Source organism: Brevundimonas sp., from assembly GCF_035626535.1.
GTDB lineage: Bacteria > Pseudomonadota > Alphaproteobacteria > Caulobacterales > Caulobacteraceae > Brevundimonas.
Genome location: NZ_DASPNO010000067.1, coordinates 33653 through 57290, shown reverse-complemented (window position 1 = coordinate 57290; position 23638 = coordinate 33653). Strand labels below are relative to the sequence as shown.

Here is a 23638-nt window from a genome sequence, read left to right as displayed (position 1 = left end):
GGGCCTGCGCGTTACGCCCTCGAGACCCGGGCGCGCGCCGGGAGTTCCGCCATGATCCGCGCCCGCTCCGCGTCGGTGAACCCGCTCCAGCCGCCGATCTCGGCCAGGGTGCGCCAGCAACCGAGGCACAGGCCGCTGGCGCCGTCGACGATGCAGACCTTGACGCAAGGGGTGGCGATCGAGCGGGGCGGGCCGGGCGGCGTGGACATGGCCGATCAGTAGCGGCTCGGCGGGCGGTGGGGAATTGTCGCCGGCGACGGGATGGGGCACTGCTGGCGGATGAGCCTGATCCAGACGGAACGACGCGGCGCGATCGAGATATGGACGCTGGCGCGGCCCGAGCGGCTGAACGCCCTGCCCGACCTCGAGGACGGCGAGGCCTTCGCGGCGGCGTGCGCGGCGGTGAACGCCGACGCGGGCGTGCGTTGCGTGGTGATCACCGGCGCGGGCCGGGCCTTCTCGGCCGGCGGCGACCTGAAGGCGATGCGCGACCGGCGCGACCTGTTCGCCGGCACCGGGGCCGAGATCCGCGAACGCTACCGCCGTGTGGTGCACCGGATCGTGCGCTCGCTGTACGGGCTGGAAGTTCCGCTGGTGGCGGCGGTGAACGGGCCGGCCATGGGGCTGGGCTGCGACATCGCCGGCCTGGCCGACATCCGGCTGGCCTCGACCGAGGCGTCGTTCGGCGTGCCGTTCCTGAAGCTGGGGCTGCTGCCGGGCGACGGCGGGGCGTGGCTGCTGCCCCGGAACGTCGGCTACGCCCGGGCGGCGGAGATGCTGTTCACCGGCGAAACGATCGACGCGGCGACCGCCGAGGGCTGGGGGCTGATCAACCACGTGGTGGCGCCCGACGCGCTGATGGACGAGGCGCTGAAGGTGGCCGGCAAGGTCGCGGCGCACGGGCCGCAGGCGCTGCGCATGGCCAAGACCCTGCTGCGCCAGGGCCGCGACGCCAATTTCGACCAGATGCTGGAAATGACCGCCGCCATGCAGGCGCTGGCCCATCTGACGGAGGATCACGCCGAGGGCGTGGCGGCGGTGCTGGAGAAGCGGCCGGCGGAGTTCACCGGCCGCTGATCGGTCAGCCCACCTTGGCCGGCGCGCGCATGGCGCGATCGGCGGGCACGCCGACGGCGGCGGGCCGGGGCGCGCCAGCGGTCTGGCCGGGCTTCATGAATTTGACCAGCACGCGCTGGCCGATCAGCAGCGGAGCGTCGCCGGCGGTGACCACCACCTCGACCACCCGTTCGTCCGAGCGCTGCGAGGGGTCGTCCGAGGCCAGCTTGCGGGCGCCGAAGACGGCGGCGCGGCGCAGGACCGTGCCCACGTAGACCTTTGAGGGGTCGCCCTCGGGGGTGATCTCGACCGCCTGACCCGTGGTCACATTGGGAATGTCGCTCTCGACGATCTCGGCGCGGGCGATGCGCGGGGAGTCCGGCTCGAGGTCGAACATGGTCGAGACGTTCAGGGTCGAGGCGCCGGCGCCGGGGTTGGCGTAGCGGCGGACGATGCGGCCGCTCTGCGGGGCGCGGATGACGGTGAGCTCGACATTGTAGGCGGCCTGGTCGCGACGGGCTCGGGCGGTCTGAACGGCGGCCTGCTGCGAGGTCAGCCGGGCCTGGGCCGAAGCGATGGCGTCGCGGGCCTGGTCGAGGCGCTGGGCGGCGACGAAATTGGTGTCGACCAGGCGCTGCAGCCGGTCGTACTCGCGCTGCGCGGTGCGTATGTCCACCTCGATAAGGCGGAGCTGGCTCTCGGCCTGGGCGACGTCAGCGGCGGCGCTCTGCAGGGCGAGGCGGGGCTCGTCGTCTTCCTGACGCGCGAGAATCTGGCCGGCGACGACCCGGTCGCCTTCCTGCACCAGCACCTCGCGGACGACGCCGCCGCGGCGGGCCGCGATCTGGATGATGCCCCCCTCGACGTCGACCTTGCCGTTGGCGATGGCCGCGTAGGGGCTCTCGACCTTCTGGGCGGCCGCCTTTTCCCCGTCCGCCTTCTTCTTTGCGGCGTCGGCCTGCATGAAGTTGAAGCCGACAACGGCGAGGATGATCAGGACCAGGCCGATCCAGAGCCATTTGTTCTTGAGGAAACGGGGCATGCGGAACATTGGGGTTCGGTCCTTGGGATCGGTCAGTGCGAGGCCAGGGTGGCGTCGGGATTGGGGATGCGGCGCTGGTCGTCGATGATGACGCCATCCTCGATGTGGATGACCCGGTCGGCCCAGGCTTCGAGGCGGGGGTCGTGGGTCACGCAGATGACGGCGGCGCCGTGTTCGGTGGCGGCCCGGCGGAGCAGGCGAATGACGATCTGGCCGTTCTCGCCGTCCAGCGCGGAAGTCGGTTCGTCGGCGAAGAGGATCTGGGGGTTCTTGGCGAGGGCGCGGGCGATGGCCACCCGCTGCTTCTCGCCGCCGGACAGGGATGACGGCTTCTGGTGCAGGCGCGGTCCGAGACCGACCTCCTCCAGCGTCAGCTTCGCCTGGCGCGTGGCGTCGCCCTTGGAGAGGCCCTGGAATTTGAGCACGACCTCGACCTGCTGAAGCGCGGTCAGAGCCGGGAACAGGTTGAAGCCCTGGAAGATGAAGCCGCAGTGGTCGAGCCGGAACTTGTCGATCCGGCCGGACGAGAGCTTCCAGAGGTCGTCGACGTCGAGGGTGTCGACGCGACCCTCCTCGGGACGGAGCAGACCGGACAGCGCCGCGATCAGCGTTGACTTGCCGGACCCCGAAGGCCCCATGACCATGGTGAGGTCGCCGTGGCGGGCGTCGAAATCCACGCCCTTCAGGACCTCGACCAAACTCTTGCCGGACTTGAACCGCTTGACGAGGCCCTTGGCCTCGATGGCGAAGTCGCCGTGCTTGCCGTGAACCCTCGTCGTCATCATCGCAGCAGGTCCGCGGGCTGGCTGTTCTTGAGGATGCCGAGGGAGAGAAGGCCCGACAGCATGGCGATGATGATCAGGCCGCCGCCGACAATGATCAGCAGGACCGGCGGCAGGGCGATGATCACCGCGTTGGCCATGGCCAGCATCTGGATCAGCCACGTCAGGAAGATGGCGGCGACCACGCCGACGCACCCGACCCAGAAGCTCAACTCCATGACGATGCGGCGCAGCGAACCCATGCCGACGCCGAGCGCCCGCAGGGAGGCGAACTCCTTGATGTTGGCCATGATCGCGCCGCGCAGGGTCTGCCAGGTGATGGACACGCCGATGATGGTGCCCAGCACCACGCAGCCGCCGATGATGATCACCAGAATGCCTTCCTCGAACATCGCGCCGGCATTGGCGTCCGCCAGCTCCTGACGGGTCCAGGCCTTCCACTGGCCGCCGCCCTGGGCGTTCAGCTCGGCGGCGACGCGCTCAGCCTGCGCCGGATCGCGCAGCTTCACCATCAGCGGCCCCACGCGCGGACCGGTGTCGGCCTGGCCCACCATGCGCAGGGTGTCGCGGGACATGATGATGGTGGCCTGCATCATGTTGGGATAGCCGCGGGTCACGCCCACGACGGTGACGGTCTGGCCGTTGTACAGGGCCTTGTCGCCCAGCTCGACGCCCAGCTTGGCGATGGCCGTTTCATCGATGGCGACGGTGTAGGGCTGGCGCAGCGCGTCCACCAGTTCCTGCGAGTAGTCGGTCGGGATGGTCACCGCGCCCGGGGTGGTGTCGATGATGCTGGTCTGGACGAACTCCTGACGCGGCGCGCCCATCTTGGCCCGGTCGGCCTGGGACATGGTCGGGTCGACGTTCTTGACCGACTGGAAGGAGCCGCCCGCCCCGTCCAGCGGCTGGACCTCGACCACTTCGGGATTGCGATAGGCCAGCGGAATGAAGCGGCGCGGCACGCCCGACGGGCCGCCCATCAGGCTCTTGGCGCCGGGCTGCATGATGATGATGTCGGCGCTGGAGCGCTCGATCGTCGCGGTGAAGCCCTTGCCGATGCCGATGAAGACTCCGGTCATGGCGAGCACCAGCAGGCCGGACAGCGCCAGCGCCATCACGGCCGCCATATAGCGCCGCCACTCATAGAGCAGGGTGGAGAGTGCAAGCGACATCGAAGAGATCGGCCCCCGGGTTACGCCGCTATCTGACGGCGCCGATGATCGGGGCCAAGTTAAATCGGGTTAAGGGCGTGTGGACGGGCTTCGTTCATCGGCGCTAGGTAGAGTGACTTAACTGAACCGGCGGGAGCCGGGTCCTCTGGAGACGTCTTCGGCATGAACCTTCGTTCGCTTCGGTCCGCCGTTTCGGTGACTGCTTCCAGCGCCGCCGTGGCCGGCGCCCTGGCCGTGGCGGCCGCTCCCTCGAGCGCCCGCGCCGACGAGGGAATGTGGACCTTCGACAACTTCCCGGTCCAGACGGTGAACCAGAAATACGGCACCCGCATCGACCAGGCGTGGCTCGACCGGGTGCGCAACGCCTCGGTGCGCATCCAGGGTTGCTCCGCCTCCTTCGTCTCCGACGAGGGGCTGATCCTGACCAACTGGCACTGCGTCGTCGGCTGCGCCCAGGAGCTGTCGGACGCGCAACGGGACTATGTGAAGAACGGCTTCACCGCCGGGACGCGCGAAGAGGAGGTTCGCTGCCCCGGCCAGACGGCCGAGGTGCTGACCGAGATCACTGACGTCACCGAGCGCGTCCGCGCCGCCGGCGCCGGTCTGGAAGGCGCCGCCTTCAACGCCGCGCGGCAGGCCGAGACCAACCGCATCCAGAGCGAGGCCTGCGCGGGCGATCCGAAGTTCAGCTGCCAGGTGATCAGCCTGTATCGCGGCGGGCAGTACAGCCTGCACAAGTTCCGCAAATACGACGACGTGCGGCTGGTGTTCGCGCCCGAGAACCAGGCGGCCTTCTTCGGCGGCGACCCCGACAACTTCAACTTCCCGCGCTACGCCCTGGATGCAGGCTTCCTGCGGGCCTACGAGAACGGCCAGCCGGCCGAGACGCCGAACTTCCTGAAGTGGAACGCCGAGGCGCCGAAGGAAGGCGACGTCACCTTCGTGTCGGGCAACCCCGGCTCGACCTCGCGGCTGCTGACCATGAGCCAGCTCGAGCGGCTGCGCGACCAGCAGCTGCCGGTCACGCTGATTCAGGCCTCGGAGCTGCGCGGCCGCCTGCTGGAGTACTCGCTGACCGGCGACGAAGCCAAGCGCGTCTCGTTCGACCCGATCTTCGGCCTCGAGAACAGCTTCAAGGTCTACTACGGCCAGCAGGGCGCCCTGACCGATCCGGCCTTCATGGCCGCCAAGCGCGAGGCCGAGGCCGAACTGCGCGCCCGCGTCGCGGCCGACCCCAACCTGCTGCAGCAAATCGGCGATCCGTGGACGGAGCTGGAGGCGGTGCAGGGCGTCGCCCGCGATCTCTACCTGCCCTACCGCCAGCTGGAGCAGGCGGCCGGCGGCGGCTCGCAACTTTACCAGATGGCCAAGACGCTGGTCCGTGCCGCCAAGGCCGATCTGCCGGCCGAACGCCGGGCGCAGTTGGCGTCCATGATGGGCGAGGAGACTCCGATCTCGACCGACATGGAAGAGATCCGGATGCGCTACTGGCTGTCGAAGACGCGGGAATATCTGACGGTCGACCATCCGCAGGTGAAGGCGCTGCTGGGCCGCGAGAGCCCCGAAGCCCTGGCTGAACGGCTGATCGACGGCACCCGGATGGCCGACGCGAACTTCCGTCGCGAGGCGGCGGGGATGACGCTGGAGCAGCTGAAGGCGGCCGATCCCCTGCTCGCCTTCGTGGCGGCCAATGACGACGCCGCCAAGGCGATCGGCGACCGCTGGGCCGCCGAGGTGAACGCGCCCACCGCCCGCGCGGCCGAAAAGGTCGCCCAGGCCCGGTTCGCCGTCTACGGCACCAACCAGTACCCCGACGCGACCTTCAGCCTGCGCCTGTCCTACGGCGAGGTGAAGGGCTGGACCTATCGCGGCGTGACGGTGCCGCCGTTCACCTACATCGGCGGGCTGTACGAGCGGGCCACGGGTTCGGAGCCTTTCAACCTGGCCCAGGCCTTCGCCGATCACGAGGACGACGTGAACAAGGAGGTCGTCTACGACTTCGTTTCGACCAACGACATCATCGGCGGCAACTCCGGCTCGCCGGTGATCAACGCCGAGGGCGAGGTGATCGGCGCGGCCTTCGACGGCAACATCCACTCGCTGGGCGGCGCCTTTGGCTACGACGGCGAGCTGAACCGCACGGTGTCGGTCTCGACGGCGGCGATCACCGAGGTGCTGCGCACGGTCTATCCGAACCCGCGCATCCTCGAGGAACTGGGCGTCGACTGATGCTCCTTCTCCCCTTGCGGGAGAAGGTGTCAGGCGCAGCCTGACGGATGAGGGGTCGCACCGGTCTTGCCGGGCGACCCCTTCGTCATTCATGGTCCGGCCGACGTCGGCAACCGTCGGCAAGACCCCTCATCCGTCGGCCTTCGGCCGCCTCCTTCTCCCGCAAGGGGAGAAGGACAGGAGATTTTGATGCGTAACCTCCAGATCACCCTGACCGCCATCGCTCTGACCCTCGCCGCCGGCTCGGCGGCCCAGGCCGAGGAAGGCATGTGGACGTTCGACAACTTCCCCATCGCGCGGGCCAACCAGACGCTGGGCACGAATATAGACCAGGCGTGGCTGGACCGGGTGCGGCTGTCGTCAGTCAAGTTCGGCGGCTGTTCGGCGGGGATCGTCTCGGGCGAGGGCCTGGTGATGACCAACAACCACTGCGTCGCCACCTGCGTGGCCAACCTGTCGACGCCCGAGGTCAACTATTCCGAGACCGGCTTCGCCCCACGCACCCGCGAGGATGAGCTGAAATGTCCCGGCGGGTCGGCCGAGATCCTGACCGACATCTCCGACGTGACCGAGCGCATGCACGCCGCCGGCGCCGGGCTCGAGGGACAGGCTTTCACGCAGGCGCGCGACGCCGAGGCCGGGCGGATCGAGCAGGAGGCCTGCGCCGGCGACGCCACGATCCGCTGTCAGGTGGTCAGCCTGTACCGCGGCGGGCAGTTCAAGCTCTACAAATACCGCCGCTACACCGACGTGCGCCTGGCCTGGGCCCCCGAGGACCCGGCGGCGACCTTCGGCGGCGACCTCGATAATTTCAGCTTCCCGCGCTTCGCGATCGATGCCGCCTTCATCCGCCTCTACGAGAACGGCCAGCCGGTGGCGACGCCGACCCACTTCAAGTGGAACGCCGACAGGCCGGTGGAGGGCACGCCGGTGTTCGTGGCCGGCAGCCCGGGCGCGACCCAGCGCCTGCTGACCCAGGACCAGCTGATGACCGTCCGCGACGTGGTCCTGCCGATGGACCAACTGATCGCCTCGGAACTGCGCGGGCGGCTGATCCGCTTCTCCGAGGAGAGCGAGGAAAACGCCTTCATCGCCATGGACCCGATCGTCGGGCTGGAGAACACCTACAAGCGCGGCCTGGGGCGGATGCGGGCGCTGACCGATCCGGCCTTCATGACCATGAAGGCCGAAGCCGAGGCGGACTTCCGCGCCCGGGCCGGGGCGGCCGATCCGTGGTCCGAGCTTGCTGCGGTGCAGCCGGTCGCGCGTGAACTGTATCCAGCCATGGCCCTGCTGGAAGGCGGCACGGGCATGGGCACGACCTCGCCCGGCGGCAACTCGCAGCTGTTCAGCTGGGCCCGCACCCTGGTGCGCGGCGCCCAAGAGCGCGAAAAGCCTTCGGCCGAGCGCCTGCCCGAATACGCTGACAGCCGGCTGGCGGCGGTGCAGTCGGGCCTGTTCGCCGAACGGCCGGTCTATCCGTCGCTGGAGCAGGTCCGGCTGGAATGGTGGCTGTCCAAGACGCGCGAGTGGCTGACCGTCGACGACCCCCGCGTGCGCGGCTTGCTGGGCCGGGAATCCCCGGAGGGCCTGTCGGCCCGGCTGGTCGAGGGCACGACCTTGGCAGACCCGGCCGTCCGCCGCGCGCTGTGGGAGGGTGGTCTGGCGGCCGTCGAGGCCTCGGAGGATCCGCTGATCCGCTACCTGCTGTCGATCCAGGACGAAACCCGGGCGATCCGCTCGGAGTGGGAGACGCGGGTGCAGGCGCCGACCGATCGCGCCTCGGAACAATTGGCCGCCCTGCGCTTCCGGGCCTACGGCGACAGCGTCTACCCGGACGCCACCGGCACGCTGCGGCTGACCTACGGCAAGATCGAGGGTTCGGACGTGCCCGGCCAGCGCTGGGGCCCCTTCACCACGTTCGCGGGCCTGTGGGACCGCGCCACCGGAGCCCCGCCCTTCGACGTCGCTCCCAAGCTGTTGGCCGCCCGGGACCGCATCGACGGCGATACGGTGATGAACATGACGCTGTCGTCCGACACCATCGGCGGCTCGTCGGGCTCGCCGGTCGTCAACGAGGCGGGCGAGATCCTCGGGGCCAATTTCGACTCCACCGTGCTGACCCAGCGCAACGCCTACGGCTACGACCCCAACGTCAACCGTTCGGTGATCGTGACCACCGGCGCGGTCACGGCGGCGCTGAGGGACGTTTACGGGATGGAACGGCTGGTGGAGGAACTGGGGGTCGAGTGAGCAAGAGGGCTTGGGGCTTGGGGAGCAGGCAAGAAGCTCCCGGCCCCACGACCTGATCCCTACGACCCGGGCCCTACTCCCTACAGCTGGCTCATCTTCTGCTGGGCCTTCGAGAAATACTGCCAGCCGGTCCAGAGGGTGACGATCGCGGCGACCCAGATCAGCACGTAGGCGAACGTCTGGAAGTGCGGCTGCCACTCCAGCGGCCAGCCGAAGCCGTCCCAGAGCAGGGCGATCTGAAGAGCGCCCAGGGCGACCATCTGCAGCATGGTCTTCCACTTGGCGAGCAGGGTGACGGGCAGCTTGACCTTGCCCGCCACGGTTTCACGCAGTGCCGAGACGGCGAACTCGCGGAACAGGATCAGACCGCAGGGAATCGCGCTCTGGGCCACCGAACCCCAGGCGAGAACGCCAAGAATGGCGCCGGTGACCAGCACCTTGTCGGCGATCGGGTCGAGAATGGCGCCCCAGCGGGTAGTGGCGTGCCAGCGCCGCGCCAGGTAGCCGTCAACCCAGTCGGTCGAGGCCGCCACGACGAAGATGACGAAGGCGGTCCGACCGAGGCGGAACTGGTCGTCCGGGCTCAAATAGTCGGACAGGACCGGGATGCCCTGCGGCGCGGCGCCCGCGAGGATCAGGAACATCACCACCCCTGCGAAGAGGCGCAGGCCCGTCAGGATGTTGGGAATGGGGTTGGCGTGATGGGTGGGGGTCATGAAAGGGCTCCGCTGCCTTCAACGCGGATCTGCCACGCTTCGCTGCATGAAGCGAGGCTACAGCGCCTCAAAGCGTCCGGGACCCGTCAGGGCGCGCAGGATGCCGTCGGCGATGCCGAAATGCAGGCCGGTGAGGGCCAGTTCGCCGGCCGCCTCGCGCTCGGCGATCCACGGGAAGGTGCGGAGGTTGTCGAGCGACAGGCGGACCACGGCTTCCTCGGCGGCCTGCTCGACCTGATCGGGCTCGACGGCCTCGGCCACCCGGCGCACGAGCGGCGCGCCTTGGGCCACCCACGGGGCGACGAAGTCCTGGCAGTTGGCGGGGGCGCCGTTGAGCATGGCGTTCACACCGCCGCAGTGGGCATGGCCCATGACCACGATGCGCGAGACGTTTAGCACCTTGACCCCGAATTCCAGCGCCGCCGAGACGCCGTGCAGCCGCCCGTCAGGCTGGTAGGGCGGCACCAGGTTGGCGACGTTGCGAACCACGAACAGCTGGCCCGGCGCGGTGTCGAAGATCAGCGCCGGGTCGGCGCGGCTGTCGGAACAGGCCACGACCAGGGTGTGCGGGCGCTGGCCTTCGGTTGCGAGCGCCTCGTACTCGGCCTTGGCCTGGGCCCAGTGACCCTCGCGGAAACGGCGGTAGCCCGAGAGAAGGGCGTCGGCGGATTCGTTGGACATAGGCCGCTTCTAGAACGGGATCACGCCTTACGGAAGAAGGCGTGGATACGTTCGGCGAGCGGCTGGTTAATGCCCTCGACCTTGACGAGATCGGCGACGGAGGCGCGCGAGACGCCCTTGGCCGAGCCGAAGGCGTGCAGCAGGGCCTTCTTGCGGCCGGGGCCGACGCCCTCGATCTCGTCGAGCGGATTCTTCTTGATGTCCATCGAGCGGCGGGTGCGGTGCGCCCCGATGGCGAAGCGGTGGGCCTCGTCGCGAAGGCGCTGCAGGTAGTAGAGAGCCGGCGACTTCAGGGGGAGCATGAAGGGCGGCTTGCCGGGCATGAAGAACCGCTCCAGCCCCGCGTCGCGGTCCGGCCCCTTGGCGACGCCGACGACGGTGATGTCGTGGACGCCCAGTTCGGCCATCACCGTGACCGCCTCCGCCAGCTGGCCGGCGCCGCCGTCGATGAGAACCAGGTCGGGACGATCGACCTCCTCACCGGCCTCCTCTTCCTTGATCAGGCGGCCGAAGCGGCGGCGCAGCACCTCGCGCATCATGCCGTAGTCGTCGCCGGGCGTGAGCTCGTCGCCGCGGATGTTGAACTTGCGATACTGGGTCTTCCGGAAGCCGTCGGGCCCCGCGACGATCATGCCGCCGACCGCATTGGTCCCCTGGATGTGCGAGTTGTCGTAGACCTCGATCCGCTCGGGCCGGCCCTCCAGCCCGAATACCTCGCAGACCTCGTCGAGGATCTTGCCCTGGGCCGAGCTCTCGGCCATGCGCCGGCCCAGCGCCTCGCGGGCGTTGGTCAGGGCGTGGTCGACCAGCGCCTTGCGGTCGCCCCTTGCGGGCCGTTCGATGCTGACCACCCGGCGGCCGTCGACGGATTTTGCCTTCGTCGAGAAGGCCTCCTCCAGCAGTTCCTTCTCGTGCGGCACGACGTTGGACAGGATCTGCCGCGGCACCGGCTTGTCCTCGTAGAACTGGCCCAGGAAGGCGGCGAGGATTTCCGGATCGGTGTCGACGCGGTCGACGCGCGGGAAATAGGCGCGGCCGCCCCAGTTCTGGCCGGCGCGATAGAAGAACACCTGCACGCAGGCCTGGCCGCCGTCGGAATGCAGGGCGAAGACGTCGGCCTCGGCGACGCTCTCGGCGCTGACGGAATTCTCCATGGCGATGGCGGAGAGGGCGCGAATGCGGTCGCGGACCCGGGCGGCCTGTTCGAAATCCATGGCGTCGGACGCCGCCTGCATCTCCTGCGACAGGCGGCCGATGACGGCGCGGGACTTGCCGCGCAGGAAGGCTTCGGCCTCGTCGACCAGCCCCCCGTAGTCCTCGAGCGAGATGAGGCCGGTGCAGGGCGCGGAGCAGCGCTTGATCTGGTGCAGCATGCAGGGACGGGTGCGGGTCTCGTAGACGCTGTCCGAGCAGGAGCGCAGCAGGAAGGCCTTCTGCAGGGTGGTCAGGGTGCGGTTGACCGCCCAGGTCGAGGCGAAGGGACCGAAATAGTCGCCCTTCATGGTGTGGGCGCCGCGGTGCTTGCGGACCTGCGGTGCGCGGTGGTCGCGGCGGATCATCAGCTCGGCGAACGACTTGTCGTCGCGCAGCACCACGTTGAAGCGCGGCTTCAGCTTCTTGATGAAATTGGATTCGAGCAGCAGGGCCTCGGTCTCGGAGGCGGTGACGACCAGCTCCATCGAGCGCGTCAGCGACACCATCAGGCCGATCCGCTGGGTGTGGAACCGGCCCTGCGCATACTGGAGGATGCGCTTTTTCAGCGAACGCGCCTTGCCGACGTAGAGGCAGACACCGTCCTCGCCGTACATGCGGTAGACGCCGGGCTTGTCCGGCGCGCGCCGGGCCTCGTCGCGGATCAGGTCGGCGGCGACCAGCGAGGGCGGCGTCTCGGCGGCGGCGGGAATCGTCTCCTCGGTCATCCCGACCGATATAGGCCTAGAACTTCCGGACCATAAGGACGCCGGCGATCACGAGACCGACGCCGGCGACGCGGCCGAGGCTGATCGGTTGTCTCGGCATGCCCATGGCCCCGAAATGATCCAGCACCACGCTGAGCAGCAGCTGGCCGGCGACCATCAGGATGATGGTGGTGGCGACGCCCAGCCGCGGCACGCCCCAGGCCGCCGCGACCACGAAAATCGCCCCGTACAGCCCGCCGACCCAAGCGTACCACGGCAGGGCGCGCGACGCGGCCATATCCGGCCTGACCTGCAGCACGAGGGCGAGGATGCCCAGCGCCGCGGTTCCCACCGCAAACGAAACGAAGGCGGCGTTCACCGGCGAGCCGACGGCGCCCATCAGCTTCGCATTGGTCGGCGCCTGGAGAGAGGTGGCGGCGCCGCCGAGGACCACGGCCAGCATGGCCAGGAGGGAGGGGTTCATGGAGCCTCGCTACCAGCTTGTCGCGCATTCCGCATCGCCCAATACCTCCGCCAGACGGTCCCGCGTCGCTCGGTGAGTGTCTTCCGGCAGGGCGCAGGGGTCGAACCAGCCGACCTCGGCGATTTCGCCGCGGCTGGTGCGGTCGGTCAGCGCGAATTGGTCGATGCGGTAGACCAGGACATGGTCGCCGCGGAAGAAGCGCTCATTGGCGTGGATGCTGAGCAGGACCGGGCGCCCCTGGATGATGACGCCGGCTTCCTCGCGCATCTCGCGGATCAGGGCCTCCTCGCAGGACTGGCCGCGCTCGACACCGCCGCCTGGCAGCCACCAGCCGTGCAGATAGGTGTGCTTGACCAGCAGCACGCGACCATCGCCGTCCACCGCCACGCCGCGCACGCCGAGCGTCATGCCCCGGCTCATCCGTGACCAGGCGAAGAACAGCGGGCGGGTGAAGGGCTCGATGCTGGCGCGCCACGTCGTCATGGGGAGGAACGATAGGGCCTGACGGCTGCTTGAACAGCCGGGCCGCGCGCTTTATTGCGGGCGCCGACACAGGAGCATCGCATGCTGGCCCTCTACATCATCCTCGGCTTCGTGGCCGTTCTCGCCGCGATCAACTTCATCGAGTTCGGCCGGGTTGACTGAGCCGTCGGCCCGAAACGGGGCCGCCCTCGTCACCGGCGGGGCCAGGCGCATCGGCCGGGCCATCTGTCTCGAGCTGGCCCGCGCCGGCTTCGACATCGCCATCCACCACCGGGCCTCGGACGACGAGGTCGCCGATCTGGCGCGCGAGATCCAGGGCCTGGGCCGGCAAGCCGTCGCCCTGCCGGCCGACCTCAGGGACGTGGTCGCCACCCACGAGTTGATCGGGCGAGCGGCCGCGGCGTTGCGGCCGCTGTCGGTGCTGGTGAACAACGCCTCGGTGTTCGCCGACGACCGGCTGGACACCATCACCGGCGACAGCTGGAGCCGGCATCTCGACACCAATCTGCGCGCGCCGGTGCTGCTGGCCCAGGCATTCGCCCGTCAGGCGCCGGACGGATCAGCCATCGTCAACATCCTCGACCAGCGGGTGCTCAAGCCGGATCCGCGCTTCTTCTCCTACGGCCTGTCCAAATCCGCCCTGTGGCACGCCACCCGGACCATGGCCCAGGCGCTGGCGCCGCGCATCCGGGTAAATGGCGTCGGGCCCGGTCCGACGCTGCCGTCGATCCACCAGACCGCGGAGGATTTCGCCGCCGAAGCCGCCGCGATTCCGCTGGCGCGGCCCGGAAATCCCGAAGCCGTGGCCGAGGCCGTGCGATGGCTGGTGGACGCCGAACTGGTGACGGGCCAGATGATCGCCGTCGACGGGGGCCAGCATCTGGCCTGGCAAACCCCGGACATCGTGGAGTAGCCTGTGGCCGCCTCATCGCCCCTGCCCTTCCCGGGCGCCGACGCGTCCTCCGGCGTACGCCGCGAAGGCCTGACCGTCTTCGTGCGGGGACTGGAGGTCGCCGCCGGCATCGGCGTGCACGATCACGAACTGGGTCGGTTGCAGCGGCTGCTCATCGACGTCAGCCTCGATCTCGCACCGGCGGCCGTCGAGCGGCTGGCCGACACCATCAACTACGAGACGGTCGCTGAGGCGGCGCGGGCCATCGCGACCGAGGGGCATGTGGGGCTGGTGGAGACCTTCGCCGAACGGCTGGCGATGGCCATGCTGGCCGATGCCCGGGTGCGGCGCTGCACCGTGCGCATCGAGAAGCCGGGCGCGCTGGACGGCGCCGTCGCCCCCGGCTGCGAGGTGACGCTGGCGCGCTGACCCGGGGCGTCAGGCCGACGCGTTCAGCTGTTGCGCCCCCGGCGGCGGACCGTCATTCTGATACGAGGACTCGAAGGACCCCCATGGCCGAACCCGGCGATCCGCAAGCGCCTGACGACCACGACGATCTCGTCGGCTTCGCCTCTCCGGCGTCGCTGCAGGGCCGCGTCCGGACACCCGGGACCCCCGGGATGCCGGAGCCGCAGCCCGAACCGGGGCCCGATCTGTTCACGGCCTCTGTCGCCGCCTCGGTCCCGGTTGAACCGGAACCGGATCCGGCGCCCGTGACGTCCGACCCGGCGCCGACGCCGATCGCCTCCGTCACCGCCGACATCCCGATCGAGCCGGAGCCGGAGCCTGTTCCCGCACCGGCCGAGCCGGCGCCCCCCGTGGCGCCTGGGCCCGTAACGACCGCGCCATCCGCGGCCCCGGTCTCCGCCGCCGCAATCTTTGAACCCTCGCCCGAGTTCTCGACCCGCCCGCGGCGGCGCGAGCCCCCGGCCATCCCAGGAGGCGGCATGGGCCTGTACGCTGTCTATGCACTGATCCTCTTCGCCGTCCCGACTCTCGGGGTGTCAGCGATCATCGGTCTGCTCGCGGTCACCGGCCGGGCCGGGCCGGAGGACCCGCTGGCGCAATCGCACTTCATCTATCAGCAGCGCACGCTGTGGACCGCGGCCGTTGCCGTCACGGTAGGGGTGATCTTCTTCCTGGTGCCGTTCGGGCTGGGCCCCGCCATCATGTTTCTCGCGGCGCTGTGGCTGGTCGCGCGCGGCGCCGCCGGGGTCTGGTCGTTGAAGGCGGGGCGGCCGATCGCCGATCCCCGCGGCTGGTGGATCTGAAGGAGCTCGCCATGACGTCCCCCTCCTCGCGTGACGAACCGGTCTTCCGCCCCGGCGGAGATGGCGATGGCAAGGTCGCCGCCCTCATCGCCTGGGCGCTGTACATCCTGTCGATCCCCAGCGCGAACGTGCTGGTCCTCGTCGGGCTGGTCGTCGCCTACGCGGGAAGGAGCTCGGCCGCCGGCCTGCCTCTCGAACACCTGAACGCCCAGATCCGACTGTTCTGGTCGGTGTTCTGGTGGACCATTGCGTGCTGGATCGCGATCGGCGTCAGCGTCCTCGCCAGCATGATCCTGATCGGCATTCCGTTCCTGCTGCTATTCCTGCTGGCGTGGTTCCTGATCAGCGTCTGGTTCACCGTGAAGAGCATCTTCGGCCTGATCAACCTGCTGGGCGACCGGGCGCCCTGAGGCGCCGGGGCGACACGTCGCCTCGAAACGTACGATAACCGACGCTCGACGAGGAACGCATGACGCCTGCTGGAGTTGGCCCTGTGTCGGCCCGGCGACATAGCCGTCAGGAGTCCCCATGACCGATCTGCGTGACGTGGTCGCTCGCCAGCGGTTCGAGCAGGGATTCGCCGACGCCGAGGGCGAGATGCGCACGGTGTTCGCCGATTACGCCGTGCAGGGACGGACGCGCATCATTCTGCATGTCGAGGCTGACCCGGCGCTGAGAGGCACGGGCGCGGCGGGAACCTTCATGCAGGCCTTGGCGGAGCACGCCCGGGCCGAGGGGCTGAAACTGGCCCCGCGCTGCAGCTACGCCGTGGTCTGGCTGAAGCGGCACAATGAATACAGCGACATCGTTGCCTGAGGTCGGCGCGCCGGATCAGCCGCCTCCGTAGCCGCCGATCACCGGCAGGATTTCGCCGGTGATGTAGCTGGAGCATTGCGGTGAGGCGAGGAAGACGAAGGCGGGGGCGATCTCCTCCGGCTGGGCCGGGCGTTTCATCACCGACTTCGAGCCGAATTCGGCGACCTTCTCCGCCGGTTGGTCGGCGGGGTTCAGCGGCGTCCAGACCGGGCCGGGCGCGACCACGTTGACGCGGATTCCCTTCGGCGCGAGGTGCGTTCCGAGCGAGCGGGCGAAGGCGTGGATGCCGCCCTTGGTCATAGAATAGTCGAGCAGTCGTTCGCTTCCCTCGATGCCGGTGACCGAGCCGGTCATGACGATCGAGCCGCCGGGTTTCAGGTGCGGGACCGCCGCCTTCACCAGGTTGAAGTAGCCGTAGAGATTGGTCTTCAGCGTTCGGTCGAAATGCTCGAGGGTCAGGTCCTCGAGCGCCTCGACGTGTTCCTGGAAGGCGGCGTTGGGTACGACCACGTCGAGCCGGCCGAAGGCGTCGAGGGTGGCCTTCACGGACGCTTCGGAGAAGGCCGGATCGGCGGCGTCGCCCTTGAGCACGATAGCGCGGCGGCCCTCGGCTTCGACGGCGGCCTTGGTGTCCTCGGCGTCTTTTTCCTCGTCGAGGTGGCAGATGGCGATGTCGCAGCCTTCGCGGGCGAACAGTACGGCCACGGCGCGGCCGATACCGGAGTCGCCGCCGGTGATGATCGCCGCCATGCCGTCCAGCTTGCCCGAGCCCTTCCAGAACGGCGCGTCGTACATCGGCGCCGGATCGAGGGCGGCCTCGTCGCCTGGCTTGCGCTGGTGCTGTTCCGGGAAGGGCGGCTCCGGGTATTTGCGGGCTCCGGCCTGGACCGCGCCCTCCTCCTTCGATCCGCCGCCGCCGGACGCCTTGGCGTCGATCCCGGCCTGAATTTTCCGCTCCTGTTCGGCGATGCGTTCGGCGCGGTGTTCGAAGCGGTCGTCCATGGTTGGCTCCTGTTGCGGGGATGACCGGAAAGTCGATGGAGCGGGCGGGTGTTCCCGCGCATTGTAGCGGGGCGGTTCAAGGAGGCGGCGATGCCGGAGTTCGATGTCGAGGCGCTGGGCGCGGCGGCGGGGCCGATGCAGGTGTGGATACTGCCCGCCCTGCTGGGGCTGGGGCTGGCTTCGGCGACTGGGTTGAGGACCTTCCTGCCGCTGCTGATGCTGGCCCTGGCGGCGCGGATCGAGGTGTTCGGCGTGCGGCTGATCGATCAGATGGACTGGCTGGTCTCATGGCCGGCGATCGCGGCGCTGGGGGTAGCGACGACGGCGGAGTTCCTCGGCGACAAGGTCCCGGCCATCGACCACGGCCTGAACGCGATCGGCTACGTCACCCGGCCGGTCGCCGGGGCGGTCGCGGCGGGAAGCGTATTCTGGGCGGTCGACCCGGCCATGGCGGCGGTGGCGGGGCTGATCGTCGGCGCGCCCGCGGCCCTGGCGTTCAATGCGGCCCAGACAGGGGTGCGGGTCGGCTCGACGGCGACGACGGGCGGGCTGGGCAATCCGGTAGTGTCGCTGATCGAGGACGTACTGGCCTTCTTCACCGTGATCGTGGCCTTCCTCGCCCCGATCGTCATTCCGCTGGTTCTGATCGTGCTGGCCGTCATCGTGTTCCGACTGGCCCGTCATATCCGGAACCGGCGCGAGGAGCGGCTCGCCTAGAGGATTCGGCTGACGATCGCCTTCAGGGTCTCGGCCTTGGCCGGCAGATCGGCGGAAAGCCGCCCGGCCAGTTCGCGCGCGCCCACCGGATAGGCGTCGCCGCCGTCGGCGATCTCCTTGGCCATGCGCGAGGCCTCGAGCAGCACCCGCTCGAGCGCCTCGACCTGCTCGACCGCGAGGGCGCGGGCCTCGAGTTGCAGCCGTTTGACGCGCTCCGCGGTCGTCTCGGGCGTGCGCATCAGGTCGTAGATCTCAGCGTCGCCGGGAACGAGGCGCAGGTCAGGCTTGGCGGGCGGACTCTTGGGCATGGGGAACTCCTGCCAAGCCGAATGCGAAGCGGCGCCGCTCCGTTCCCGCGCGAAAGGGTAAACGGGCGACAACCGCCGCCGGTGTGCCTCCGTTGCATCACGAAACCGGCGCCGGGCGCCTTCAGGCGGCTTCGGTGCGCAGCTCGATGCGGGCCTCGGCCTCTCGCACCACGTCGACGGCGCGGTCGACCACCTCGAGCCCAGCCCCCGGCCTGACCGCCTCGACGGTGAGGATGCGGCGGAAGGCGCGCGCGCCCGGCCGTCCGTGCATCAGGCCCAGCATGTGCCGGGTCATGGCCGACAGATGCGCGCCCTCCGCCAGCCGGGCGGCCATGTAGGGGCGATAGCGGCCGACGGCCTCGAAGGCGTCGACATCGGCTGTCGGGGCGCCGAACAGCCGCCGGTCCGCCTGGCCGAGAATGGCGGGCTCGTGATAGGCGGCGCGGCCCAGCATGACGCCGTCCAGCTGAACGCCGTCGGCGGCGTCCATGTGGGCCTCGACTTCGTCCAACGAGGCGACGCCGCCGTTGATGGTAACGGACAGATGCGGCCGCTCGCGCTTGAGCCGGCGTACCAGGGCGTAGTCCAGCGGCGGCACGTCCCGGTTCTCCTTCGGCGACAGCCCCTGCAGCCAGGCCTTGCGGGCATGGATGATGAAGACCTTGACGCCGACGGCGGCGCAGGCGTCGACAGTCTCGAACAGCGCCACCTCCGGGTCCTGGTTGTCGACGCCGATGCGGCATTTGACGGTGGCGGGGACGGAGACCGCCCCCTTGATCGCGGCCATGCACTCGGCGACCAGCGACGGCTCGCGCATCAGGCAGGCGCCGAAGCGGCCAGACTGCACCCGATCGGACGGGCAGCCGACGTTGAGGTTGATCTCGTCATAGCCGAAGGCCGCGCCGATGCGGGCGGCCTCGGCCAGCTGGTCCGGGTCGGAGCCGCCGAGCTGCAGCGCGACGGGGTGCTCGACCGGATCGAAGCCCAGCAGGCGCTCGCGGTCGCCGTGGATCACGGCCGGGGCCGTGACCATCTCGGTATAGAGCAGGGCCCGCGACGTGAGGACGCGATGGAACGCCCGGCAGTGCCGGTCGGTCCAGTCCATCATGGGGGCGATCGAGAGGCGGCGGTCCATCGGGCGCGCTCCATACACCGAAGTCGGCTCCGGCGCGAGCTTGGGAACCTTTGGCATTCGGCCCGGTTCATCGGGCTCTAGGAGGATTTTCCATGATCAGACCAATTCTCGCCGGCGTCGCCTGCGTCACCCTGCTGGCCGCCTGCAATCAGGAGCGGAGCCCGGAAGCCGTCGACAAGGCGCAGGACATGGCCGCCGGCCCCGTCGGACAGACCTCGGCAGCGACCATGGGCTCCAATATGGTGTCGGCCTATGTGCCGAACGCCGCCATGGGCGACATGTACGAGATCCAGGCCGCCGACATCGCGCTCGAGCGGTCGCAGAACGCCCAGGTCAAGGAACTGGCCAACATGATCAAGGCCGACCACACGGCCGCGTCGAACGCCATGAAGGCCATGCTGCCGCAGGCGGCCCCGGACATGACGCCGCCCACCGCCCTGGACCAGCGCCGTCAGGGCCTGATCGACAACCTGCGCTCCGCCTCGGCGGAAAACTTCGACCGGACCTGGGTCGACCAGCAGATCGCGGCCCACAACGAGGCGCTGACCCTGCATCGCGGCTTCTCCGATCAGGATTCGCCGCTGGCGGCCCACGCCCGCTCGGTGGTTCCCAAGATCGAGGCTCACCTGCGTCAGGCGGAGGCGATCAGGGCGGCCATGTAACCGCCGGCTTCGCGAGCCGAACCGGAAGGGCCGGCGCCGGTCAGGCGTCGGCCTTTTCGCGTTCGTCGTCCCCTTCCAGGGCCTCGGCCGCCTCCTCGTTGAGAGCCCTGCCCTCGCGCCGGGGCTTGATGTACGGCTCCGGCCGGGTGGTGGCGATATTGCCACGCATCAGGGACCGGCCCGCCTGGATGCCCTCGACCAGCTGGAGCGAGAGCCGCTCGTCGTCGCGTCGGCGGACATCCTCGATCGTCTCGCGCGCCTCGTCGGCCGAGAAGCCGAGGTCGACCAGCACCTGTTCGCCGAACACCAGCGCCGACTCGAAGGTCTCGCGCAGCTGGTACTCGACCCCGGCCTGCACGAGTCGGATGGCGTGGCCGCGGTCGTAGGCGCGGACGAACAGTTTGGTCAGTGGGAACTCGGCCTTGACCAGTTCGACGATGCGGTCGGCGGTTTCGGACTTGTCGACGCAGACGAGGATGGTTTCGGCCTCCCCGGCGCCCGAGGCGCGCAGGACGTCCAGCCGCGAACCGTCGCCGTAGTAGACCTTGAAGCCGAAATTGCCGGCCGCCTGGATCATCTCCACGTCCATGTCGATGATCGAGACGTCGACGTTACGGGCCAGCAGCGGCTGCGACACGACCTGGGCGAACCGGCCGAAGCCGATGATCAGCACCCGCTCGCGCAGGTTCTCCGCCCGGTCGACGCCGTCGGCGCTGTCCGGATCGAGCGTCGAGGCCGGCATGAAACGGCCGACCACCATGGTCGTCAGCGGCGTCAGCACCATCGACAGGATGACGATGGCGGTCATCGAGGCGGAGACGCGGGCGTCGAAGATGCCGACCGACAGGGCCGCGGCATAGAGGACGAAGGCGAATTCGCCACCCTGCGCGAACAGGGACGCGCGCTCGACGGCCTCGCGTTCGCCGTGCCCGAACAGGCGGGCGACGGCGTAGATGGCCACCGCCTTGACCGCCATGAAGGCGATAACGCCGCCCAGGATGACCTGCCAGCGATCGATGACCACATCCATGTTCAGGGACATGCCGACGCTGAGGAAGAACAGGCCCAGCAGGATGGCCCGGAACGGCTCGACGTCGGCCTCGAGCTGGTGCCGGAAGACCGATTCCGAAAGCAGAACGCCGGCGAGGAAGGCGCCCATGGCCATCGACAGGCCGCCCATGTCCATCAGCCAGGCCGCGCCCGCCACGACCAGCAGGGCCGCGGCTGTCATCACCTCGCGGCCGCCGTAGCGGGCGAGGATGCGGAACACCGGGTTCATCAGATACCGGCCGGCGAGGAAGACGACGGCGACCGCGCCCACGGCCAGGCCGATCGTGCGCCACAGCGGCGGCGCGGTTTCTCCGCCCAGACCCATGGCCCCGGCCATGACCGCGACAATGGCCAGAAGCGGCACGATGGCGATGTCTTCAAGCAACAGGATTGAGACGGCGCGCTGGCCCTTGACCGAGCCCAGTTCGCCCCGCTCGTCCAGCGTCTGCATGATCACGGCGGTCGAGCTGAGCACGAAGCCAGAGGCGGCGACGAAGGCGACCGGGACCGACAGGCCGGCGGCCATGCCGGTCAGGGTCAGCAGGGCGCTGGCGGCGACGACCTGGGCCGCCCCGAGGCCGAAAATATCGCGCTTCAGCTTCCACAGCCGGGACGGACGCATTTCGAGGCCGATGATGAAGAGGAAGATGACGACGCCGAATTCGGCGACGTGCAGGATGACTTCGGGCTCGTCGAACAAACCTATGCCCCAAGGCCCGATGGCCAGACCGGCCGCCAGGTAGCCGAGCACCGAGCCGAGGCCGAGGCGGCGGAACACCGGCACCGCGACGACCCCCGCGGCCAGCAGGGCGGCCACGTGGCCCAGTTCCAGTCCGCCCGTTGGTTCCGCCATTCTGATGCCCCCTGTGAGCCTTGCCGTTCATAGTGGGGTCGGGGGCGACCGAGCGCCAGCCCACCGGTCCGTCGGCGGACGTCAGGCATCGTCAGACGACCCGCCGCCGCTTTGCGCGGAGGATGGCGCCGTGCAGAACCGGCACGGACAGGGAGCGACGCCGATGACGAACCACCCCTTGAGACGCAGTCTGGCCACGGTCCTGGCGGTCTCTCTCGCCGCCCCGCTGGCGCCCGCCCCGGTGATGGCCGCGGCCAGCCGTCCCGACCTCGCCCGCGACGGGGTGGTCTCGCCGGAGAACTGCCGCGCCGTCGGGATCGAACTCGCGCCTGATCGCCGCAGCGACGACTATTACGGGGCCGCCCGCGGCCGGGTGGCGGCGCCGGGCTATGCGCCGCCGCCGCCGCCCCCGCCGCCCATGGCCCCGCCGCCGCCCGTCGCCCAGAGCACAGTGGTCGAGGAGGTCGTCGTTTCAGGAACGCGCATCCCGCGCCCGCCGACCAACGCGCCGACACCCTCCATTCAGGTTCAACGCGAAGATCTGCTGAGCACGGGCCAGGCGACGACGGCGGACTATCTGGCCACCGCGCCGGCGATGTCGAACCCGCTCGTTCCCGGACATCCCCGGGTCGCGCCCGATACCGAGCGCTATCCCGACGCCCGGCCCAACCCGGTGAAGCGTGTGGCCGACGAGCCTGTCTCCACCTTCTCGATCGATGTGGACACCGCGAGCTATTCCAACGTGCGCCGCTTCATCGAGGAGGGCCGGTCGCCGCCCGCCGACGCGGTGCGGGTCGAGGAGATGATCAACTTCTTCGACTACGGCTATGAGCGGCCGCGCTCGGCCTTGGAGCCGTTCGCCATCACCACCGCCGTGGCGGCGTCGCCGTGGTCGGAAGGGCGCCAGATCGTGCATGTAGCGCTGCAGGGCTATGAGCTGCCCGAGAGCCAGCGACGTCCGCTGAACCTGACCTTCATGGTCGATGTGTCCGGTTCGATGATGTCGCCCGACAAGCTGGATCTGGCCAAGAAGTCGATGAACCTGATCATCGACCGGCTGCGGCCGCAGGACCGGGTGGCGGTGACCTACTACGCCTCCGACGTCGGCACCGCCGTGGGACCGACACCCGGCGACCAGAAGCTGAGGCTGCGCTGCGCGGTGGAAGCGCTGAACGCCGGCGGCTCGACGGCCGGGGCGCAGGGCATGGTCAACGCCTACAACCAGGCCGAAGCCGCCTTCGGGCGTGACAAGGTCAACCGCATCCTGATGTTCACCGATGGCGACTTCAACGTCGGCGTCACCAACGATCAGCGGCTGGAGGACTTCGTCGCCGCCAAGCGTGAAACGGGCATCTATCTGTCGGTCTACGGCTACGGCCGTGGCAACTACCAGGACGCCCGCATGCAGACGATCGCCCAGGCCGGCAACGGCACGGCGGCCTACGTCAACAACCTCGAGGAGGCGCGGCGACTGTTTGGTCCGGCCTTCGACCGCGGGGCCTTCCCGATCGCCGACGACGTCAAGATCCAGGTCGAGTTCAATCCCGCCCGCGTCGCCGAGTACCGGCTGATCGGCTACGAGACCCGGATGCTGAACGAGGAGGACTTCGACAACGACCGCGTCGACGCCGGCGAGGTCGGCTCCGGCGCCTCGGTGACGGCCCTCTACGAGATCACGCCCGTCGGCGGGCCGAGCCAGATCCCGGACCGCCGCTACGATCAGAACCGCCTCGGCGTCGGCGGCGGCGACCCGACCGGCGAGGTCGGCTTCGTCCAGGTCCGCTACAAACTGCCGGGCGAGCGGGACTCGCGGCTGATGCAGCGGGTGGTGTCGAACAGCGGCGCCGGACGGGTTTCGGCCCAGCCGCCGGAGAGCACCCGCTGGGCGCTGGCCGTCGCCGCCTTCGGCCAGAAGCTGCGCAACGATCCGTGGATGAGCGCCGACTACGGCTGGGACCAGATCCTCGAACAGGCGCAGGGCGCGCGGGGCGAGGACCCCTACGGCGAACGGGCGGACTTCGTGCAGATGGTCCGGGCGGCCGCGGGGATGCCGGTGCAGACGCGGCCGTGATCCCTGCTCTTGTCATCCCGGCCGCGCGACGCGGCGATCCGGGACGGCAGGAGGCCACTACGAGG

24 protein-coding genes are annotated in these 23638 nt (G+C 69.5%); 11 read left to right on the top strand and 13 right to left on the bottom strand.

Going from position 1 to position 23638, the window contains the following annotated elements; all coding sequences use genetic code 11:
* Positions 1–11: 11 nt before the first annotated feature.
* A complete protein-coding gene (locus VEC04_RS10770) occupies positions 12–209 on the bottom strand; it encodes a DUF1289 domain-containing protein (protein WP_324776668.1) in 198 nt (65 codons plus the stop codon).
* A gap of 70 nt (positions 210–279) precedes the next feature.
* On the opposite strand from VEC04_RS10770, the gene VEC04_RS10765 reads away from it, so the two are divergent.
* The gene (locus tag VEC04_RS10765; RefSeq protein ID WP_324776666.1) at positions 280–1077 is read left to right on the top strand and encodes a crotonase/enoyl-CoA hydratase family protein; all 798 of its coding nucleotides are present in this window, start codon (positions 280–282) and stop codon (positions 1075–1077) included.
* A 4-nt stretch (positions 1078–1081) separates the two neighbouring features.
* On the opposite strand, the gene VEC04_RS10760 is transcribed toward VEC04_RS10765, so the two are convergent.
* The 3 genes from VEC04_RS10760 to VEC04_RS10750 are packed head-to-tail and all read right to left on the bottom strand — an operon-like array spanning position 1082 to position 4052.
* Positions 1082–2098 (bottom strand): efflux RND transporter periplasmic adaptor subunit, encoded by a 1017-nt coding sequence (locus tag VEC04_RS10760; RefSeq protein ID WP_324776664.1) that lies wholly within the window; start codon positions 2096–2098, stop codon positions 1082–1084.
* A 32-nt stretch (positions 2099–2130) separates the two neighbouring features.
* Positions 2131–2880, bottom strand: a complete 750-nt coding sequence (locus VEC04_RS10755) for an ABC transporter ATP-binding protein (protein WP_324776662.1) — start codon at positions 2878–2880, stop codon at positions 2131–2133.
* Positions 2880–4052 carry an ABC transporter permease gene (locus VEC04_RS10750; protein ID WP_324776660.1) on the bottom strand — a complete coding sequence of 391 codons (1173 nt, stop codon included), beginning with the start codon at positions 4050–4052 and terminating at the stop codon, positions 2880–2882. Before VEC04_RS10750 ends, VEC04_RS10755 begins: the two co-directional genes overlap by 1 nt.
* 162 nt (positions 4053–4214) lie before the next feature.
* Between VEC04_RS10750 and VEC04_RS10745 the strand changes: the two genes are divergently transcribed.
* Both VEC04_RS10745 and VEC04_RS10740 read left to right on the top strand, forming a co-directional pair.
* Positions 4215–6281: a S46 family peptidase gene (locus VEC04_RS10745; RefSeq protein WP_324776658.1), complete on the top strand. Its 2067-nt coding sequence runs from the start codon at positions 4215–4217 to the stop codon at positions 6279–6281.
* A gap of 189 nt (positions 6282–6470) precedes the next feature.
* Positions 6471–8534 (top strand): S46 family peptidase, encoded by a 2064-nt coding sequence (locus tag VEC04_RS10740; RefSeq protein ID WP_324776656.1) that lies wholly within the window; start codon positions 6471–6473, stop codon positions 8532–8534.
* An 80-nt stretch (positions 8535–8614) separates the two neighbouring features.
* Here VEC04_RS10740 and pgsA read toward each other — a convergent pair whose 3' ends face one another.
* From pgsA to VEC04_RS10715, 5 genes are read right to left on the bottom strand one after another with little or no spacing between them, the layout of a single operon-like run.
* Entirely contained in the window at positions 8615–9250 is a 636-nt protein-coding gene (pgsA, locus tag VEC04_RS10735; RefSeq protein WP_324776654.1) for a CDP-diacylglycerol--glycerol-3-phosphate 3-phosphatidyltransferase, read from the bottom strand.
* Between the two features lie 57 nt (positions 9251–9307).
* Entirely contained in the window at positions 9308–9931 is a 624-nt protein-coding gene (locus VEC04_RS10730; RefSeq protein WP_324776652.1) for a carbonic anhydrase, read from the bottom strand.
* Positions 9932–9951: 20 nt separating this feature from the next.
* On the bottom strand, positions 9952–11850 hold the full coding sequence (gene uvrC, locus VEC04_RS10725; RefSeq protein WP_324776650.1) for an excinuclease ABC subunit UvrC: 1899 nt from the start codon (positions 11848–11850) through the stop codon (positions 9952–9954).
* Positions 11851–11866: 16 nt separating this feature from the next.
* Positions 11867–12313: a DMT family transporter gene (locus VEC04_RS10720; protein ID WP_324776648.1), complete on the bottom strand. Its 447-nt coding sequence runs from the start codon at positions 12311–12313 to the stop codon at positions 11867–11869.
* Positions 12314–12322: 9 nt separating this feature from the next.
* Complete coding sequence (locus VEC04_RS10715) at positions 12323–12796, bottom strand: NUDIX domain-containing protein (protein WP_324776646.1); 474 nt, start codon at positions 12794–12796, stop codon at positions 12323–12325.
* 154 nt (positions 12797–12950) lie between these two features.
* Between VEC04_RS10715 and VEC04_RS10710 the strand changes: the two genes are divergently transcribed.
* From VEC04_RS10710 to VEC04_RS10690, 5 genes are all read left to right on the top strand, one after another.
* Positions 12951–13709: an SDR family oxidoreductase gene (locus VEC04_RS10710; RefSeq protein ID WP_324776644.1), complete on the top strand. Its 759-nt coding sequence runs from the start codon at positions 12951–12953 to the stop codon at positions 13707–13709.
* A gap of 3 nt (positions 13710–13712) precedes the next feature.
* Positions 13713–14117 carry a dihydroneopterin aldolase gene (gene folB / locus VEC04_RS10705; protein ID WP_414642670.1) on the top strand — a complete coding sequence of 135 codons (405 nt, stop codon included), beginning with the start codon at positions 13713–13715 and terminating at the stop codon, positions 14115–14117.
* 83 nt (positions 14118–14200) lie between these two features.
* Positions 14201–14959: a hypothetical protein gene (locus VEC04_RS10700; RefSeq protein WP_324776642.1), complete on the top strand. Its 759-nt coding sequence runs from the start codon at positions 14201–14203 to the stop codon at positions 14957–14959.
* 11 nt (positions 14960–14970) lie between these two features.
* Complete coding sequence (locus VEC04_RS10695; protein ID WP_324776640.1) at positions 14971–15369, top strand: hypothetical protein; 399 nt, start codon at positions 14971–14973, stop codon at positions 15367–15369.
* Positions 15370–15487: 118 nt separating this feature from the next.
* Positions 15488–15775: a GNAT family N-acetyltransferase gene (locus tag VEC04_RS10690; RefSeq protein ID WP_324776639.1), complete on the top strand. Its 288-nt coding sequence runs from the start codon at positions 15488–15490 to the stop codon at positions 15773–15775.
* A 15-nt stretch (positions 15776–15790) separates the two neighbouring features.
* Here the strand turns inward: VEC04_RS10690 and VEC04_RS10685 are convergent, their stop codons facing one another.
* Positions 15791–16777 carry an SDR family oxidoreductase gene (locus tag VEC04_RS10685; RefSeq protein ID WP_324776637.1) on the bottom strand — a complete coding sequence of 329 codons (987 nt, stop codon included), beginning with the start codon at positions 16775–16777 and terminating at the stop codon, positions 15791–15793.
* A gap of 48 nt (positions 16778–16825) precedes the next feature.
* Between VEC04_RS10685 and VEC04_RS10680 the strand changes: the two genes are divergently transcribed.
* Complete coding sequence (locus tag VEC04_RS10680; RefSeq protein ID WP_324776635.1) at positions 16826–17494, top strand: DUF4126 domain-containing protein; 669 nt, start codon at positions 16826–16828, stop codon at positions 17492–17494.
* Here VEC04_RS10680 and VEC04_RS10675 read toward each other — a convergent pair.
* Both VEC04_RS10675 and dusA read right to left on the bottom strand, forming a co-directional pair.
* The gene (locus tag VEC04_RS10675; protein ID WP_324776633.1) at positions 17491–17802 is read right to left on the bottom strand and encodes a hypothetical protein; all 312 of its coding nucleotides are present in this window, start codon (positions 17800–17802) and stop codon (positions 17491–17493) included. The genes VEC04_RS10680 and VEC04_RS10675 overlap by 4 nt on opposite strands.
* A gap of 121 nt (positions 17803–17923) precedes the next feature.
* Positions 17924–18937 (bottom strand): tRNA dihydrouridine(20/20a) synthase DusA, encoded by a 1014-nt coding sequence (gene dusA / locus VEC04_RS10670; RefSeq protein WP_324776631.1) that lies wholly within the window; start codon positions 18935–18937, stop codon positions 17924–17926.
* 92 nt (positions 18938–19029) lie between these two features.
* Between dusA and VEC04_RS10665 the strand changes: the two genes are divergently transcribed.
* Positions 19030–19599, top strand: a complete 570-nt coding sequence (locus VEC04_RS10665; RefSeq protein ID WP_324776629.1) for a DUF4142 domain-containing protein — start codon at positions 19030–19032, stop codon at positions 19597–19599.
* A gap of 40 nt (positions 19600–19639) precedes the next feature.
* Here the strand turns inward: VEC04_RS10665 and VEC04_RS10660 are convergent, their stop codons facing one another.
* Complete coding sequence (locus tag VEC04_RS10660) at positions 19640–21502, bottom strand: monovalent cation:proton antiporter-2 (CPA2) family protein (RefSeq protein WP_324776627.1); 1863 nt, start codon at positions 21500–21502, stop codon at positions 19640–19642.
* 178 nt (positions 21503–21680) lie between these two features.
* Between VEC04_RS10660 and VEC04_RS10655 the strand changes: the two genes are divergently transcribed.
* Positions 21681–23573, top strand: coding sequence for a vWA domain-containing protein (locus tag VEC04_RS10655; RefSeq protein ID WP_414642669.1), 1893 nt, complete (start codon positions 21681–21683; stop codon positions 23571–23573).
* Positions 23574–23638: the final 65 nt, after the last annotated feature.

Bases quoted from the DNA above. Each gene is read 5' to 3' on its own strand.
- VEC04_RS10740 (WP_324776656.1), top strand. From the start codon at position 6,471: ATGCGTAACCTCCAGATCACCCTGACCGCCATCGCTCTGACCCTCGCC.
- VEC04_RS10695 (WP_324776640.1), top strand. From the start codon at position 14,971: ATGACGTCCCCCTCCTCGCGTGACGAACCGGTCTTCCGCCCCGGCGGA.
- VEC04_RS10765 (WP_324776666.1), top strand. From the start codon at position 280: ATGAGCCTGATCCAGACGGAACGACGCGGCGCGATCGAGATATGGACG.
- VEC04_RS10745 (WP_324776658.1), top strand. From the start codon at position 4,215: ATGAACCTTCGTTCGCTTCGGTCCGCCGTTTCGGTGACTGCTTCCAGC.
- VEC04_RS10770 (WP_324776668.1), bottom strand. From the start codon at position 209: ATGTCCACGCCGCCCGGCCCGCCCCGCTCGATCGCCACCCCTTGCGTC.
- VEC04_RS10760 (WP_324776664.1), bottom strand. From the start codon at position 2,098: ATGCCCCGTTTCCTCAAGAACAAATGGCTCTGGATCGGCCTGGTCCTG.
- VEC04_RS10700 (WP_324776642.1), top strand. From the start codon at position 14,201: ATGGCCGAACCCGGCGATCCGCAAGCGCCTGACGACCACGACGATCTC.
- VEC04_RS10665 (WP_324776629.1), top strand. From the start codon at position 19,030: ATGATCAGACCAATTCTCGCCGGCGTCGCCTGCGTCACCCTGCTGGCC.
- dusA (WP_324776631.1), bottom strand. From the start codon at position 18,937: ATGGACCGCCGCCTCTCGATCGCCCCCATGATGGACTGGACCGACCGG.
- VEC04_RS10675 (WP_324776633.1), bottom strand. From the start codon at position 17,802: ATGCCCAAGAGTCCGCCCGCCAAGCCTGACCTGCGCCTCGTTCCCGGC.
- VEC04_RS10715 (WP_324776646.1), bottom strand. From the start codon at position 12,796: ATGACGACGTGGCGCGCCAGCATCGAGCCCTTCACCCGCCCGCTGTTC.
- uvrC (WP_324776650.1), bottom strand. From the start codon at position 11,850: ATGACCGAGGAGACGATTCCCGCCGCCGCCGAGACGCCGCCCTCGCTG.
- pgsA (WP_324776654.1), bottom strand. From the start codon at position 9,250: ATGACCCCCACCCATCACGCCAACCCCATTCCCAACATCCTGACGGGC.
- VEC04_RS10720 (WP_324776648.1), bottom strand. From the start codon at position 12,313: ATGAACCCCTCCCTCCTGGCCATGCTGGCCGTGGTCCTCGGCGGCGCC.
- VEC04_RS10660 (WP_324776627.1), bottom strand. From the start codon at position 21,502: ATGGCGGAACCAACGGGCGGACTGGAACTGGGCCACGTGGCCGCCCTG.
- VEC04_RS10690 (WP_324776639.1), top strand. From the start codon at position 15,488: ATGACCGATCTGCGTGACGTGGTCGCTCGCCAGCGGTTCGAGCAGGGA.
- VEC04_RS10730 (WP_324776652.1), bottom strand. From the start codon at position 9,931: ATGTCCAACGAATCCGCCGACGCCCTTCTCTCGGGCTACCGCCGTTTC.
- VEC04_RS10685 (WP_324776637.1), bottom strand. From the start codon at position 16,777: ATGGACGACCGCTTCGAACACCGCGCCGAACGCATCGCCGAACAGGAG.
- VEC04_RS10755 (WP_324776662.1), bottom strand. From the start codon at position 2,880: ATGACGACGAGGGTTCACGGCAAGCACGGCGACTTCGCCATCGAGGCC.
- VEC04_RS10750 (WP_324776660.1), bottom strand. From the start codon at position 4,052: ATGTCGCTTGCACTCTCCACCCTGCTCTATGAGTGGCGGCGCTATATG.